The sequence below is a fragment of the Pseudonocardia sp. McavD-2-B genome (assembly GCF_024124365.1).
GTDB lineage: Bacteria > Actinomycetota > Actinomycetes > Mycobacteriales > Pseudonocardiaceae > Pseudonocardia > Pseudonocardia alni.
This window is the reverse complement of sequence record NZ_JAMXSG010000130.1, coordinates 1-15,614: the sequence shown is the minus strand read 5'-3', so window position 1 is coordinate 15,614 and position 15,614 is coordinate 1. Positions and strand designations below refer to the sequence as shown.

15 protein-coding genes are annotated in these 15,614 nt (G+C 73.5%); 7 read left to right on the top strand and 8 right to left on the bottom strand.

What is annotated here, in order from left to right:
- Positions 1-68: 68 nt before the first annotated feature.
- The 3 genes from NH602_RS17600 to NH602_RS17590 form a co-directional block, all read right to left on the bottom strand.
- Entirely contained in the window at positions 69-293 is a 225-nt protein-coding gene (locus tag NH602_RS17600; protein WP_179760685.1) for a hypothetical protein, read from the bottom strand.
- 66 nt (positions 294-359) lie between these two features.
- Positions 360-1,577, bottom strand: a complete 1,218-nt coding sequence (locus tag NH602_RS17595) for a DUF4097 family beta strand repeat-containing protein (protein ID WP_253068359.1) — start codon at positions 1,575-1,577, stop codon at positions 360-362.
- Positions 1,574-2,143, bottom strand: coding sequence for a toxin-antitoxin system HicB family antitoxin (locus NH602_RS17590; RefSeq protein ID WP_253068358.1), 570 nt, complete (start codon positions 2,141-2,143; stop codon positions 1,574-1,576). The genes NH602_RS17595 and NH602_RS17590 overlap by 4 nt, the downstream gene beginning before the upstream one ends.
- Positions 2,144-2,294: 151 nt before the next feature.
- Here NH602_RS17590 and thyX point away from each other — a divergent pair, with 151 nt between their 5' ends.
- Positions 2,295-3,059, top strand: a complete 765-nt coding sequence (gene thyX / locus NH602_RS17585) for an FAD-dependent thymidylate synthase (protein WP_062401161.1) — start codon at positions 2,295-2,297, stop codon at positions 3,057-3,059.
- Between the two features lie 39 nt (positions 3,060-3,098).
- Here thyX and NH602_RS17580 read toward each other — a convergent pair whose 3' ends face one another.
- Both NH602_RS17580 and NH602_RS17575 read right to left on the bottom strand, forming a co-directional pair.
- On the bottom strand, positions 3,099-3,842 hold the full coding sequence (locus NH602_RS17580) for a Crp/Fnr family transcriptional regulator (protein WP_253068357.1): 744 nt from the start codon (positions 3,840-3,842) through the stop codon (positions 3,099-3,101).
- A gap of 190 nt (positions 3,843-4,032) precedes the next feature.
- Positions 4,033-5,346 carry an MFS transporter gene (locus NH602_RS17575; protein ID WP_100880029.1) on the bottom strand — a complete coding sequence of 438 codons (1,314 nt, stop codon included), beginning with the start codon at positions 5,344-5,346 and terminating at the stop codon, positions 4,033-4,035.
- A gap of 166 nt (positions 5,347-5,512) precedes the next feature.
- Here NH602_RS17575 and NH602_RS17570 point away from each other — a divergent pair, with 166 nt between their 5' ends.
- The 5 genes from NH602_RS17570 to NH602_RS17550 all read left to right on the top strand — a co-directional run bounded on the left by NH602_RS17570 (position 5,513) and on the right by NH602_RS17550 (position 12,764).
- Positions 5,513-6,139 (top strand): TIGR03085 family metal-binding protein, encoded by a 627-nt coding sequence (locus tag NH602_RS17570; protein ID WP_062401167.1) that lies wholly within the window; start codon positions 5,513-5,515, stop codon positions 6,137-6,139.
- A 38-nt stretch (positions 6,140-6,177) separates the two neighbouring features.
- On the top strand, positions 6,178-7,209 hold the full coding sequence (dapA, locus tag NH602_RS17565; RefSeq protein ID WP_179760681.1) for a 4-hydroxy-tetrahydrodipicolinate synthase: 1,032 nt from the start codon (positions 6,178-6,180) through the stop codon (positions 7,207-7,209).
- Positions 7,210-7,356: 147 nt separating this feature from the next.
- Complete coding sequence (locus NH602_RS17560) at positions 7,357-9,045, top strand: ribonuclease J (RefSeq protein WP_073578270.1); 1,689 nt, start codon at positions 7,357-7,359, stop codon at positions 9,043-9,045.
- Positions 9,046-9,124: 79 nt separating this feature from the next.
- Entirely contained in the window at positions 9,125-11,716 is a 2,592-nt protein-coding gene (locus tag NH602_RS17555) for a DNA translocase FtsK (protein ID WP_073578111.1), read from the top strand.
- A gap of 133 nt (positions 11,717-11,849) precedes the next feature.
- Entirely contained in the window at positions 11,850-12,764 is a 915-nt protein-coding gene (locus NH602_RS17550; protein WP_083659079.1) for a YceI family protein, read from the top strand.
- A gap of 157 nt (positions 12,765-12,921) precedes the next feature.
- On the opposite strand, the gene NH602_RS17545 is transcribed toward NH602_RS17550, so the two are convergent.
- Genes NH602_RS17545 through NH602_RS17535 form a run of 3 tightly spaced genes read right to left on the bottom strand, consistent with a single transcriptional unit; the run spans position 12,922 to position 14,618 of the window.
- On the bottom strand, positions 12,922-13,383 hold the full coding sequence (locus NH602_RS17545; RefSeq protein ID WP_073578110.1) for a tRNA (cytidine(34)-2'-O)-methyltransferase: 462 nt from the start codon (positions 13,381-13,383) through the stop codon (positions 12,922-12,924).
- A gap of 3 nt (positions 13,384-13,386) precedes the next feature.
- A complete protein-coding gene (locus NH602_RS17540; RefSeq protein ID WP_179760680.1) occupies positions 13,387-13,761 on the bottom strand; it encodes a VOC family protein in 375 nt (124 codons plus the stop codon).
- Positions 13,758-14,618 carry an AraC family transcriptional regulator gene (locus tag NH602_RS17535; protein ID WP_083659078.1) on the bottom strand — a complete coding sequence of 287 codons (861 nt, stop codon included), beginning with the start codon at positions 14,616-14,618 and terminating at the stop codon, positions 13,758-13,760. The genes NH602_RS17540 and NH602_RS17535 overlap by 4 nt, the downstream gene beginning before the upstream one ends.
- 482 nt (positions 14,619-15,100) lie before the next feature.
- Here NH602_RS17535 and NH602_RS17530 point away from each other — a divergent pair.
- The coding region (locus tag NH602_RS17530) for a hypothetical protein (protein ID WP_253068356.1) at positions 15,101-15,614 on the top strand (514 nt) is incomplete at its 3' end.

The window sequence follows — 15,614 nt, the reverse complement described above, 5'->3', positions numbered from 1 at the left end:
CGTCGCCGTGGGGGAGCGGGGCGACCTGGCCGCCGAGCTCCGGGCCGAGGTCGCCGCCGCCTGAGCCTTCAGGCGGGGTCGAGGCGGAACACGGCGATCGCGACCAGGTGCTTGGCGACCTGCTCCTCGGTGGCGTCGGCCGGCACCGGGAACGCCGACAGCGCCCACGGCACGTCGAGTGCCCGCAGGTAGCCGACGACGACGGCCGCGGCCTCGGCGCGCCCGGGCTCGACCGCGCGGTGCGGCTCGTCGCCCGTGACTGAGCGGATCGCGCACTCCGGCGTGCTGTCCACGACGCCGAGCCTACGCCGGTACCTCGCTCGCCGATCATCTCGATGAACGAGGTACCGGTCGCAGGGTCAGACCGCGCCGGCCGACGCCCGGGTCACGAGTACGTCGCCGCTGCCGGTGCGTCCGGACAGCCGCACCGCGGGCGCCGTGGACGGGGTGTCGTGGCGGACGTCGAGTTCGGATCGGGCGCGGCCCGACCCGGTCGACAGGTCCAGCTCGGCGGCCACACCGGAGTGCACCCCGACCCGGACCGACCCCGACCCGGTGCCGAGCCGGACGTCACCGGAGACCGCGTCGGCGACGACGACGTCCCCCGACCCCGAGCGCACCTCGAGGTCCGCGGTGAGCTCGCCGACGCGGACGTCGCCGCTGCCGGTCCGGATGCGCGACGCGCCGCCGAGCGACCCGGCCTCGACGCCGCCGGAGCCGGCACGCAGATGCGCCCGGCCCGAGCACGTGCCCAGGTCGATCGACCCCGAGCCGGTGGTGACGTCGGCGTCGCCGTGCACCTGGGCCACGCGGGCCGCGCCGGACCCGGTCCGCACCGCGGCCCAGGACGCCCGGCCGGTCAGCTCGACCGAGGCCGCGCCGGTCCGTACCGCGGGCCGCGACCCGGCGGGGGCGGAGACGGTGACCACGAGCGGCACCGCGCCGAGGGCCGGGTCGTCCGCCCCGCGGACCACCAGGCGTCGCGACGAGGCCGACCACTCGATGGTGACGGCGTCGACGGCGTCCGCCGACGGGTCGCCGGTGGCCTCCCAGGGGGCGCCGACGATCGGGTCGAACCCGCGGCCGGACCAGCCCGCCCCGGCCCGGGGCACGCCGGAGCCGCCGGTCATCGAGCTGCCGATCCAGTCGAGCAGCCCGCCGAGGCCGCCGGACCACGGCGCGGTGCTGCGGTCGGCGGTGACCTCCGCGCGGACCTCGTCGGCCCCGTCGACCAGGTCGATCCGGACCCGGCCGGCGCCGGTCGTCACCTCGATCTCGGCGGCGCCGGCGCAGTCGAACCGCTCGCTGCGGGAGGGTGTGCCGGCGCCGCCCGTGGAGCCGTGGCCTCCGCCCGTGCTGTCGTCGCCTGTGCTGCCGCCGCCTGTGCTGCCGGTGCCCGCGCTGCCGGTGTCGCCGGTCGGCGTGTGGCCGGTGGCATCGCCGTCGCCGCCACTCGTGCCGGTGGAGGCGCCGCTCTCCCCGGTGGGGCGGCTCCGGGAGCCGGTGTGGGCGTCGCCGTCGTGCGTGGCGTCACCGCTGCCGTCGTCCGGTCCGGGGCCCGTCTGTCCGTCGCTCATCCCTGCACCCATCCCCTCAGGTTGCGCCCGTCGCGGTGCGGACGGCCGGCGCGTCCCTCCGCGCCGGCCAGTGCCCCCTGCACCGCCTGGGACACCCAGGTGTTGAGCGAGACGCCCTGGGACTGGGCGGCACGCTCGGCCTGGGCCTTGATCTGCTCGACGATGCGCAGGGTGACCCGGCTGATGTCCCCGGCGTCACCGGAGAACGGCGAGCCACCGGAGGCCGGGCCACCGGAGGCGCCGCCGAACGGGAAGCCGCCGAACGGCGAGGTCCCCTCGCTCGCCGGGGCCGGGTCCGGGGTGGCGGAGTGTCCCGGCTCCGGGTCGCCCCCGGACACCGACACGCGCACCTCCCGGCCGTGCAGGCGGACCTCGACCGAGCGGTCGCCGAGCGCGGCGGTCGCCTCCGAGGCCAGGTCGGACAGGGCGTTCATGATCGCGAGCCGGGCGGCGGGCTCGATCGCGGAGCCGAGCAGAGCCGCCGTGCGGCGGGTCTGCTCGTCGCCCGCGGCCGCCGCGGCGGCGAGGTCGTCGCGCAGCTGCGCGACATACGGCGTGAGGTCCATGACACCACTATGGCGTCACTCCTGACATCACGCCACTCGTTCGTGGCGTCGGTGGCGACGTCGCAGCGCACCGGGGGTGCCGCGGCCGCCACCGTCGGTGCGGGCGCGGGGCCCGGCGGGTGCCGGAGACGCCGGTCGTTACCCTCGCGGCATGCCGGAGACCGCGCCGAAGACCGTCCCGCTGACCGTGCAGCTCGTCGCGAAGACCGAGTTCACCCCGCCCGCGGACGTCCCGTGGTCCACCGACGCCGACGGCGGTCAGGCGCTGGCCGAGTTCGCCGGCCGCGCCTGCTACCAGTCGTGGACCAAGCCGAACCCGCGCACCGCGACCAACGCCGGCTACATCGCCCACATCCTCGAGGTCGGGCATCTCTCGGTCCTCGAGCACGGCTCGGTCAGCTTCTACCTGACCGGTATCTCGCGCTCCCTGACCCATGAGCTGATCCGGCACCGCCACTTCTCCTACTCCCAGCTCTCGCAGCGCTACGTCCCCGAGCGTGACGCCGCGATGGTGGAGCCCGACGTCATCGCCCAGGACCCGGAGCTGCACGAGCTGTTCCTGCAGGCCTCGGCCGACGCGCTCGCGTCCTACGAGAAGCTCCTCGAGGGTCTGGAGGCGCGCTTCGCCGACGTGCCGAACGGCACGCTGCGGCGCAAGCAGGCCCGCCAGGCCGCGCGGTCGGTGCTGCCGAACGCCACCGAGACCAAGATCGTCGTCACCGGGAACTACCGGGCGTGGCGGCACTTCATCGCGATGCGCGCCTCCGAGGCCGCCGACGTCGAGATCCGCAACCTCGCCGTCGAGTGCCTGCGCCAGCTGCAGGTCGAGGTGCCGAATGTGTTCGCGGACTTCCAGATCCAGACCCTCGCCGACGGCACCGAGATCGCCTCCAGCCCACTGGTGGCCGAGGGCTGAGCGAGGCTCACCGAGCGGGTACCGGCGCCGAGCACCGGCTCAGGCCAGGACGGCGTGCACCCGTCGTCGCAGGTCCGGTAGGTCCCGCACGACGAACCCGCGTCCCTCCTTCTCCAGTAGGCCCTCCGCGACCAGCCGGGACAGCTCACGGCTGGTCGTGACCCGGGTGAGCCCCACGAGCAGCCCCAGCTCGTCGACGGCGGGGCGGATCGACAGCCGGGCCACCTCGTCGAGCGCGATCTCGCCGTAGGCCTCCACCAGGTGGCCGAGCAGCAGGATGATCCGCTCGCGGGCGGGCAGCCCCTCGATGAGCACGTGCAGCTGCATGACCCGCTGCTTGTAGGCGATCCGTCGGGTGATCTCCAGCAGCAGTTCCGGCTCGTCGCGGGCGGCGGTCAGCAACGCGTCGCGGGTCACCGAGACGATCTCCGACGGCCGGGTGCAGACCGAGGCGAGGTGGCGCGGCCGTCCGTCGACGCAGGCCGCCTCGCCGAGGCTGGCGCCGGGCTCGGCGTAGGCCAGGGAGCGTTCCGAGCCGTCGGGCCGGTGCAGGTAGATCCGCACCCGCCCGGACACGACGAGGTGGAACCGCGACGACAGCTGGCCCTGGGTGTAGACGTGCTCGCCGCGGGCGTAGTGGCGGGGGCTGCCCAGCTGCGCGATCCGCGAGGTCAGCGACGTCCACGGGGCGGTCAGGAACGGCGAGACCGGGTGGTCGTCGAGATCGGGGGCGGGCAGGGCGCGTACGGAGCCGTCGGGCCGCCGCGCCGCGCCGCTGCTCATGGTCCCGCCTCCCGGCCGTCGCCGATGGTCCGTCCGGACGGTAGCGGGCTGGGGCGCCTGCGGGTAGGCGGGACGGCCCGGACGCCGAGGGGTGCGTCCGGGCCGTCGGGGTCCGGGGGTGCCGGCCGGCGGCCGCCGGCACCGGGTGGGTGCGGTGCGGCCCGCCCGGACGGGCCGCACCGGTGGCCGGTCAGGCGGCCGCGAGCTGTGCGTCCTGCTCGGCGAGGGAGTCCGCGTCGGTCTGCGGCAGGGCCAGCGTGCAGAGCAAGCTGATCAGCGAGACCGCCGAGAGCAGCAGGCCGATGCCGAGGCTGCCCAGCGTCGACGCGGCGAGCGCCGCGGCGAACAGCGGGACCACGCCGCCGCCGAAGACGCCGGCGAGGTTGTAGGCGATCCCGGCGCCGGTGTAGCGGAACCGGGTCGGGAACAGCTCCGGCAGCTGGGCGCCGATCGGGCCGTAGGCGATGCCGACGACGCCGAGCACCAGCGACAGGCCGAGACCGAACGACCACACCGTGCCGATGTCGATGATCGGGAACGCGACGAGCCCGGCGACGACCGAGGCGATGTTGCCGCCGACGACCATCTTCCGGCGCCCGACCCGGTCGGACAGGATCGCCGAGGCGATCGTCGTCAGCGCGAAGACGATGCCGCCGACGATGCCCATGGCCAGCACCGACGGCCGCGGCAGCTGCAGCTGCTGGGTGCCGTAGCTGGTCAGGTAGGTGACGCCGATGTAGAAGAAGGCGAAGACCGCGGTCGTCGAGCCGGCGCCGAGGAACACCGCGGCCGGACGGCTGGTGAAGACCTCGGTGATCGGGAGCTTCGTCGAGACCGGGCCGCTGTTCTTGAAGCCCGCGGTCTCCTCCAGCGCGAGCCGCACGTAGAGCCCGACGGCCACGAGCAGCACCGACCCGATGAACGGGATGCGCCAGCCCCAGGCCAGGAACGCCTCGTTGCTCATGGTCAGCGCGGTGACCAGGAAGGTCGCCGACGCCAGCGCGAACGCGACCGACGGGCCCAGCTGCGGGAACAGGGCGTACTTGCCCCGCGCCTTGGTCGGCGCGTTCTCCGCGGTCAGCAGCGTGGCACCGGCCCACTCGCCGCCGACGGCGAGGCCCTGCAGGATGCGCAGCACCACGAGCAGGATCGGCGCGAGGACGCCGATCGTGCCGGTGGTGGGCAGCAGGCCGATGGCCAGCGTCGAGAAGCCCATCAGCAGCAGCGTGGTGACCAGCGTGCCCTTGCGGCCGAGCCGGTCGCCGAAGTGGCCGAACAGGACCGACCCGAACGGGCGCGCGACGAACGCGACGCCGAAGGTGGCCAGGGCGAGCGCGGTACCGGCCGCCGCCCCGAGCTCGGGGAAGAAGACTTTGTTGAACACCAGGGCCGCGGCGGTGCCGTAGATGAAGAAGTCGTAGAACTCGATGACCGTGCCGGTCATGCTCGCGAGCGCGATCCGGCGCATCGACCGCGGCGGCTGCGTGGTGGCAGCGTTCGTCACGTGTGTTCTCCCCGTCGAGAAGCGTGTAGTGGGACGGACCGGAGTATCCGGACACGGACAGGTGAGATCTGTATCACCGGCTACAGATGGCCTGCGTTCCGTCAGCCGTTTGTCGACCGTTCGTCGCGCGGTGCGGCCCGGGGCGGGCCGGACTAGGTTGGGGGCGGTGAGCCTCGCCACCGCCGAACGTGCCGCCCTGTGTGCCGAATTCGAACGCTCGGGCCCCGACCGCCCGACGTTGTGCGAGGGGTGGAACGCCCGGGACCTGCTCACCCACCTGCTGGTGCGGGAGCGGCAGCCGTGGAACGCCGCGGGGATCGTGGTGCCCGCCCTGTCGGGCATGACCGACAAGGCGATGGACGGCTACGCGTCCGCGGCCTGGCCGAACATGATCGACGACCTGCGCAAGGGCCCGCCCGCGTGGTCGCCGTTCAAGGTCGGCAAGGTCGACGAGATCGCCAACGGCGCCGAGTTCTTCGTCCACCACGAGGATCTGCGCCGCGGGGAGCCCGGCTGGGAGCCCCGCCCGTCCGACCCGGAGCGCGACGGACAGCTGTGGAACCTGCTGCACACCCAGGCCAAGCTGCTGTTCCGGCGCAGCCCGGTCGGCGTGGTCCTGGCCCGCCCGGAGGGTGCGACCCAGGTCGTCGCGACCGGTTTCGGCGTGGTCACGGTGACCGGCGAGCCCGCCGAGCTCGTGCTGCACGCCTTCGGCCGGGACGCCGCGCGGGTCGAGGTGACCGGTCTGCCCGCCGACGTGGAGGCCTACCGCGGCGCCCCGTCCGGGATGTGACCGGGATCCGTCGGCCCCGGGCGGTACCGTCACCAGTCATGAGCACCGGTCCCGAGCCCGCCCCCGGCGGGCAGCAGCACCCGCCGCGCCGACCGTTCGGCGAGGTGCTGACCGCGATGGTCACGCCGTTCGACGCCGACGGCGAGCTGGACCTGGCGAAGGCCGAGGAGCTGGCGAACCACCTGGTCGATCTCGGTAACGACGGGCTGGTCGTCAACGGCACGACCGGTGAGGGACCGACGACGTCGGACATCGAGAAGTCGGAGCTGATCCGCGCCGTCGTGTCGGCGGTGGGGGACCGGGCGACGATCGTCGCCGGGGCGGGCACCTACGACACCGCGCACTCGATCGAGCTGGCCCGCAGCGCGGAGCGCGCCGGTGCGCACGGACTGCTCGTGGTGACGCCGTACTACTCGCGGCCGCCGCAGGAGGGCCTGCTCGCCCACTTCACCGCCGTCGCCGACGCGGGCGACCTGCCGGTGATGCTCTACGACATCCCGCCGCGCAGCGTGATCGGCATCGATGTCGACACCTTCCAGCGCCTGGCGCAGAACCCGCGCATCGTCGCGGTGAAGGACGCACGCAACGACCTGCGGGTCGGCACCGAGGTGCTCGCCACGACCACGCTGGCCTACTACTCCGGCGACGACCCGGTGAACCTGCCGTGGCTCTCGGTCGGGGCGGTCGGTTTCGTCAGCGTGATCGGCCACGTCGTCGCCGACCGGCTGCGCGCCATGATCGACGCCTACCACGCCGGTGAACACCAGCGGGCCCGTGCGCTGCACTACGCGATGCTCCCGGTGATCCGCGGGATGGGCCGGGTCGGCGGCGCGGTGTTCGCCAAGACGGCACTGCGGCTGCGCGGCATCGACGTCGGCGACACCCGGCTGCCGCTGCCGCCCGCCACCGAGGACCAGGTCGCGGCGATCGCCGGCGACCTCGCCGTCGCCGGGGTGGCGCTGGACCCGCAGGCCCGCCCGAACGCCCCCGCCTACCAGCCCGGCCACGGCGCCCTGGGCGGACGCACCGCAGCCGACGTCGGCGCCGAGGTCGCATACCACCGCACCTGAGCAGGTGCGCCGGCTCCGCACCCGAGCGGGCCCCGAGAACACGAACCAGAGAACACGAACCCATGTGAGGCACGAACCCCTGTGAGTCCCCAGCGCAACGACCGACGCAACCGGCCCGGCCGGACGCTCTCCGCGCCGCCGGAGAACATCGAGCGCCCGGAGCTCCCGGACGCCCCGCCACCCGCCCTCGCACGGGGCGGCCTGCGCGTCTACGCGCTCGGCGGCATCGGCGAGGTCGGTCGCAACATGACCGTCTTCGAGTACGAGGGCCGGCTGCTCGTCGTCGACTGCGGCGTGCTGTTCCCGTCCGACTCCGAGCCGGGCATCGACCTGATCCTGCCCGACTTCCGGACCCTCGAGGGCCGCCTCGACGACATCGACGCGCTCGTGCTGACCCATGGCCACGAGGACCACATCGGTGCCGTGCCGTGGCTGCTGCGCATGCGCCCGGACATCCCCGTCGTCGGGTCCCGGTTCACGCTCGCCCTGGTCGCAGCCAAGTGCAAGGAACACCGCCTGACCCCGCACCTGCAGGAGATCAAGGAGGGCGACCGGGTGTCCCACGGCGGGTGGGACTGCGAGTACTTCGCGGTCAACCACTCGATCCCCGACGCCGTCGCCGTCGCGATCCGCACGCCCGCCGGGCTGCTGCTGCACACCGGTGACATCAAGCTCGACCAGCTCCCGCTCGACGGGCGGCTCACCGACCTGGGCGGGTTCTCCCGGCTGGGCGAGGAGGGCGTCGACCTGTTCCTGGTCGACTCCACCAACGCCGAGGTGCCGGGCTTCGTCACCCCTGAGGCCGACATCGGGCCGGTCATCTCCGACCTGGTCCGCCGGGCGCCGTCGCGGATCATCCTGGCCTGCTTCGCCAGCCACGTGCACCGCGTCCAGCAGGTGCTCGACGCCGCGCACGCGCACGGCCGCAAGGTGTGCCTGACCGGGCGCTCGATGGTCCGCAACATGGGCCTGGCCGACGACCACTCGCTGCTGAACATCCCCGACGGGCTGCTCGTCGACATCGACGAGGCGATGCGCCTGCCCGACGAGAAGCTCGTGCTCGTCTCCACCGGATCGCAGGGCGAGCCGCTCGCCGCGCTGTCCCGGATGGCGCGCGGGGACCACCGCAGCATCACGATCCGCCCGGACGACACGATCATCCTGGCCAGCTCGCTGATCCCGGGCAACGAGACCGCCGTGTTCGGCGTGATCAACGGGCTGACCCGGCTCGGCGCGACCGTCGTACACCAGGGCAACGCCAAGGTGCACGTCTCCGGGCACGCCCCGGCCGGCGAGCTGCTGTTCCTCTACAACGCGGTGCGACCGTCGAACGTCATGCCGGTGCACGGGGAGTGGCGCCACCTGCGGGCCAACGCCGCGCTCGCGCGTCGCACGGGGGTGCCCGAGGAGTCGGTGGTCATCGCGGAGAACGGCGTGGTCGTGGACCTCGTCGACGGCCGCGCGGCGATCACCGGCCGGGTCGAGGTCGGGCAGGTCTACGTCGACGGGCTGTCGGTCGGTGACGTGGGCGAGACCACTCTCGGTGACCGCATCGCGCTCGGCGAGGGCGGCTTCATCGCGATCAACGTGGCGATCGACCACAAGACCGGCCGTGCGCTGTCGCGTCCGACGCTCTCCGGGCGCGGGTTCTCCGACGACCCGAAGGCGCTCGACGCCGCCCAGTCGCTGGTCGAGGACGAGCTGTCCCGGCTGGAGAACGAGGGCGTCACCGACCCGCACCGGATCGCCCAGGGCGTGCGGCGCGTCGTCGGCCGCTGGGTGTCGGACACCTACCGCCGCCGCCCCATGATCGTCCCCACGGTCATCGCCGTCTGAGTGTGTGGAGGGGTCGTCGACCCCTCCACACCCGCGTCGGTCCCCGGTTCGATCACCGAACCGGGCTACCGTGTGTGACATGGCGGGACGCACGGGTACGGGCAGGACCACCACGACTGCGGCCGCGGGCCGCGGCTCGGGGCGGTCCGGCTCGCGCGCGTCCACCGCCCGCAAGCGCCCGTCGGCAGGCCGCAGGCCGCCGGCCCGGCGCCAGGGCCCGGACCTGGTCGACCGCGGGATCGACGCGGTCGGCCGGGGCGTGGCGAAGACCGTCCGCGCCTCCGGGCGCGCGGTCGGGCGCACCCGCGAGATCGACCCCGCGCACCGCCGTGACGGCATCGGCTTCGGCATGCTCGTGCTCGCCGTCATCGCCGCCGCCGGGCTGTGGTGGCAGGCGGGCGGCTCGGTCGGCTACTGGTTCACCTTCCTCGTGCAGGCGGTGATGGGCCAGGCCGGCGTGGCGCTGCCGGCGATCCTGCTGGGTATCGGCATCGTGCTGGTCACCACCGAGGGGCACCCGGAGGCCCGGCCGCGGATCGTGACCGGCAGCCTGCTGCTCGCTCTCGGCGTGCTCGGGTTGGTGCACCTGGGTGCCGGAGCACCCGCCGAGCCCGACGCCTGGCGCGCCGCGGGCGGTGCGCTCGGCTACGTCGCGGGGACCCCACTGAAGGCCGGGCTCAGCCTGTGGACGGCCGTACCCGTTCTCGTCCTCCTGACGCTGTACTCGGTCCTGCTGGTCACCGGCATCCCGGTGCGGGAGCTGCCGGATCGTTTCCGCAGGCTCACCGGACAGCTGCCGCCCGAGCAGGACGATGAGGAGGACACCGGTGCGGGCCGCCCGCGCACGGTGGCCGACGCCGTCGCCGAGCGGGACGGGCAGGCCGGGGATGCCGAGGAGGCCCCGAAGAAGCGGCGCCCGGCGCGGCGCAGGCAGGGGGCCGCGGAGGCCGACGCGTTCCGGACGGAGGACGGCGAGCACGCCCCGGCCCCGGTGGACCCGTCGCTGCCCGGCGTCCCGGACGAGGAGGTGCCCGCCGCCGTCCCCGCCGCGGCCGCACCGCCGGCGACGAAGCCGCGCAAGCCCGTCGTCGAGACGCCGCCGGTCGCGGACGAGCCGCTCGAGGGGGAGCAGCTCTCGATGGCGATCCGCGAGCCGCAGTCCGACACCGAGTACATCCTGCCGCCGGCGGACACCCTGGAGGCCGGGCCGCCGCCGAAGTCCCGCAGCTCCGCCAACGACGCGATGATCGAGGCGATCACCGGGGTCCTCGACCAGTTCAACGTCGACGCCCAGGTCACCGGCTTCACCCGTGGCCCGACGGTCACCCGCTACGAGATCGAGCTCGGCCCGGCGGTGAAGGTCGAGAAGATCACCCAGCTGCAGCGCAATCTCGCCTACGCCGTCGCCAACGACAACGTGCGGCTGCTCGCGCCGATCCCCGGCAAGTCCGCGGTCGGCATCGAGGTCCCCAACACCGACCGCGAGATGGTCCGCCTCGGCGACGTGCTGCGCTCGGGCAACGCCCGCGCCGAGCAGCACCCGATGGGGATCGGGCTGGGCAAGGACATCGAGGGCCACTACCTCGTCGCGAACCTGGCGAAGATGCCGCACCTGCTGGTCGCGGGCTCCACCGGTTCCGGTAAGTCCAGCTTCGTCAACTCGATGCTGGTGTCGCTGCTGACGCGGGCCACGCCGGACGAGGTCCGGATGATCCTCATCGACCCGAAGATGGTCGAGCTGACGCCCTACGAGGGCATCCCGCACCTGATCACGCCCATCATCACCCAGCCGAAGAAGGCCGCCGCGGCGCTGGCCTGGCTGGTGGAGGAGATGGAGCAGCGCTATCAGGACATGCAGGCCAACCGGGTCCGCCACGTCGACGACTTCAACCGCAAGGTCCGCACCGGGGAGATCACCGCCCCGCCCGGGTCCGAGCGGGTGTACCGACCCTACCCGTACATCATGTGCATCGTCGACGAGCTCGCCGACCTCATGATGACCGCGCCGCGCGACGTCGAGGACGCGATCGTCCGGATCACACAGAAGGCGCGTGCGGCCGGGATCCACCTGATCCTGGCGACCCAGCGGCCGTCGGTGGACGTCGTCACCGGTCTGATCAAGACCAACGTCCCGAGCCGGCTGGCGTTCGCGACGTCGTCGCTGACCGACTCGCGGGTCATCCTCGACCAGCCGGGCGCGGAGAAGCTGATCGGCATGGGCGACGCGCTCTACCTGCCGATGGGCGCCGGCAAGCCGGTCCGCATGCAGGGCGCCTTCGTCGACGACGACGAGATCTCCAAGGTCGTCGCGTTCACCAAGGAGCAGGCCGAGCCCAGCTACACCGAGGGCGTCACCGCGCAGAAGGCCGGCGAGAAGAAGGAGATCGACGCCGACATCGGTGACGACCTCGACCTGCTGCTGCAGGCCACCGAGCTGATCGTCAGCTCGCAGTTCGGGTCGACCTCGATGCTGCAGCGCAAGTTGCGGGTCGGGTTCGCGAAGGCGGGCCGGCTGATGGACCTGCTCGAGACCCGCAACATCGTCGGCCCCTCGGAGGGCTCGAAGGCCCGCGACGTGCTGGTCAAGCCGGACGAGCTGGAGGGTGCTCTCCTCCTGATCCGCGGCGGCGGGACCGCCGACGGCGGCGAGATCGCCGACGACGACGAGTGACGCCACGGGTGACGGCTGCGGGGCGGTGATGATCCCGACACCGTCGGTGATCGACTTTTCGGGCCGACGGGTTAACGGAACGGTCACGTTCGTGCCAGAGTGACCAGGGGTCGCCGGCCGGCGACCGTACGTCGTGCTGCCCGTCGTCGCCGGGCAGGGGAGGTTCTGGCTGGTGTTCTGGAGGAAGAAGGACCGTCGTCGCCCGGCGCGGGGCACCACCGACCGGCACGCGCTCGTCCCGATTCCGCTGACCGGCGGAGTGCTGTCCGGCCAGGTCCGCGACCAGCAGGGCGGTGCCCTGGCCGGTACCGAGGTGTCCGTGATGGACCCCGCCGACCGGCGTGCGGTGTACGTCGAGACCGACCCGTTCGGCCGGTTCGCCGCGTCGCTGATGCCCGGCCGGTACCGGGTGCGCGTCGAGGCGGGCGGCTACCAGCAGGTCACCGACGTCGTCGAGGTGTCCTGGGGCGAGCACGCCGACATGGGCCACATCGTCCTCGGCGAGGACCCGGCGCTGCGCCCGCCGCGCCCCGGCGTCTTCGTGATCGACGGCGACCACAGCTCGGTGCGCTTCGTCGCCCGGCACATCGGCATGTCCAAGGTGTACGGCCGGTTCAACCGGTTCCAGGGCCAGATCCGGATCGCCGAGCCGTTCGAGGAGTCCTCGGTCGACGTCGTGATCGACGCGGCGAGTGTCGACACCAACGTCCCCGCCCGGGACACCCACCTGCGCTCGGCCGACTTCCTCGACGTCGAGCGCTTCCCCGAGCTCCGCTTCTCCAGCGTGCGCTTCGTCGCGCACGGCGGGAACCGGTGGACCGTGGACGGCGACCTCACGCTGCACGGCCTCACCAGCGACGTCTCGCTGGACACCACGTTCCTGGGCGCCGCGGAGTGGAACGGTGACCGGGTCGGCGCGGTCGCCACCACCCAGCTGCACCGCGAGCACTACACGCTCAACTGGCAGCAGACCATCGCCAAGGGCCTGCCCGTGGTCGGGTCGACGATCCAGATCCAGCTCGACGTGCAGGCGATCCGGCAGTCCTGACCTCCGGTGCTCGGTACCCCGGGAGCGTGAGGGCCGTCGCGGCGGTCGCGGCCCGGTGCTCGGCGAGCCCGGGATCGGCCGCGGCGACGGATCGGGGACCCGCCTTACGACCTGCTGCGGATCCTCGACACCGGGATCGCCCGGTTCCTCGACGGGATCAGCTGAACCCCTGCTGCCGCCACGCCTCGTAGACGGCGACGGCGGCGGCGTTGGCCAGGTTCAGCGAGCGGTTCGACGACCGCATGGGCAGTGCCACCGTGCCCGTCACCCAGTCCGCGCCCGCCACCTCCGGCGGCAGCCCGGTCGACTCGCGGCCGAACAGCAGCACGTCCTCGTCGGAATAGGCGACGTCGGTGTAGCGGACCGGCGCGCCCGGCACGAACGCGAACACCCGTGCCCCCGCGGCGCGCACCCAGCCGGCGAACGCGGCCGTGTCGTCGTGCACGACGACCTCGGCGAGGTCGGCGTAGTCGAGCCCGGCCCGCCGTACCGAGCGCTCGTCGAGGGAGAAGCCGAGCGGCCGGACCAGGTGCAGCTCGGCGCCGGTGTTCGCGGCGAGCCGGATCGCGTTGCCGGTGTTGGGCGGTATCTCCGGGGTGTGCAGGGCGAGGCGGACCACGCGCTACTCGTACCAGGTGCCCCCGCTCCAGTGGTTGCCGTCCGGGTCGGCGACTGCGAACAGGCGGCTGCCGTCGTCGGCGTCGAAGGGCGCGTGCACGACGGTGGCACCGGCCGCGACGGCGCGGGCGAACAGGGGGGCCGGGTCGTCGCAGACGAGGTGGACGGCCGCGCCGCCGGGTGGGCGGCACCCGTCGTGGGCGGGGCCGAGCAGCACGGCGGCGGGGGCACCGGTGGCCCCGGTGCGCACCAGCTCGGCGTGGACGATCGCGCCGTCGTCACCGGTGTGGACGGCGCGCTCGGTGAAGTCCGGTGCCGAGGTCAGGAACGTGACCAGGACGAGCGGGCCGGGGCTGGACAGACTGGGCCAGTCGCTCATGGGGGCGAGGGTGCCGGGGACGGGCGCCGCGGTCGTGGACGAATCGGAGCCGCCGGCCGGACCCGCTCGGCCCGCCAGGTGAGCGCGGTGGTGCCCGCGAGGTCGCGGAAGTCGCGGGCCAGGTGCTGCTGGTCGGCGTAGCCGCAGATCGCGGCCAGCTCGGCGAGCGGGGGAGCCGACGGGCGGCGCAGCAGCGTGCACGTCCGCTCGAACCGGATGACCCGTGCCGCGGCCTTCGTCGCGAGCCCGGTCTCGCGTCGTAGCCGCTCACCGAGGTGGCGCTGCGACCAGCCGACCTCCCCGGCGACGTCCGCGACGCGCGCGGTCCCGCCGCTGCGGGCCAGCAGCTCCCAGGCGCGCACCACCTCCGGCGGCGGGTCGCCCGGACGGTCCCGGGCCTCGGCGACGGCGCACAGTGCGGTGTCGAGCAGTGCGCAGCGCCCCGCCCACCCCGGCTCGGCGCGCAGCCGGTCCAGCAGGGTGTCCAGTCCGGGGAGGAGCAGTGCGAGGTCGACCACGTCGCCGGCCAGCTCGCCGGCGGGCAGCCCGAGCAGCGTGCGGGCGCCGCGCCAGGTCATCTCCAGCTGCATCCCGGCCTGCCGGGTGCCGGTCGCGAGCACCGCGGGTGCGGCGTGCAGGCCGGCAGCCGAGGCGGTGAACCGGCCCGGGCCGCGTCGCGGATCCGGGGCGGCGAGCAGGTCGACCGCACCGTCCAGGCAGAGCACGACGGTCAGGTGGGCGCTCGACACGCCCTGGTGCGTCCCCGCCGGGCCCGCGGGGGAGGACCAGCACCAGATCCCGGACACGAGCGGGCGCAGACGGGCGGAGGTACGCCAGCGGCGGGCCCCGTCGGACATGCGGGCCAGGGTAGCGCCGCCGGGACGGGGCGGCCGGGAGTCCGGAACGGACGGTCGTCGGCGACGCCCGGACGCGCCCGCGCCGCCAGGTGTTCCGTGGTCGTTCGTCGAACGGTCGACGGGGTCCACCGGGGGTGCCCGGCGATCCTGAGAACGGCCGCGGGGCCGAAAAGTGAGCGGTTGTCGCACCCGGCCGTCCGCCGTAGCGGACAGGCCCTTTCACGGAATGGATCTTAGAGCGGTCGTCGCCCAATCGCTCCGTTCGGATGAAACATTTCCTTAATCGATCCCACGTCCATTCGATCACTGTGGTGATCGAATGGTCACCGGATGCGCAAGATCGGAATTGCACGATCTGTCGATCCGTATTCGTCGGGGGAGGCAGATCGGTTCGTGGTGTGTCATGGTTCCGATTCGGTGTGGGGAACGCGGGGCGTTCCGGAGTGCTGTCCGGTAATCGCTCAATGGAGAGGGACGGGGTCATGAGCAACGCCTCCAAGATCGGAATGGCCGTCGTCGGCGGCTATGTGCTGGGAAGAACGAAGAAGGCCAAGCTGGCGATCATGCTCGGGGGTGCGCTCGCCGGGCGGAAACTGAATCTGACGCCTGCCGGAATCGTGTCGCAGGCGTCCAAGGTGGTGGCGGGGTCGCCGGAGCTGACCCGGCTGTCCGACGCCGTGCGTGGCCGGCTGTTCGAGGCGGGTAAACAGGCCGCGGTGTCCGCGGCCGGCAACCGGCTCGAGGCGCTGACCAGCTCGCTCGTCGAGCGGGTCGAGAATCTCGGCAAGCCGGTCGAGCAGGTCGCCGGCGCCGCCGGTGACGCCGCCGGGGCGGGCGTGGAGAAGACCGGTGACGCGGCCGGTGCGGCCGTCGAGGGCGCCGGTGCTGCCGCCGGCGCCACCGGGGACACCGCGGAGCGCGCGACCGACGCCGTCGGGGACACGACCGACGCCGCCGGCGACGCCGCCGGGGAGGCTCCGGTGGTCGGCCGGGCCG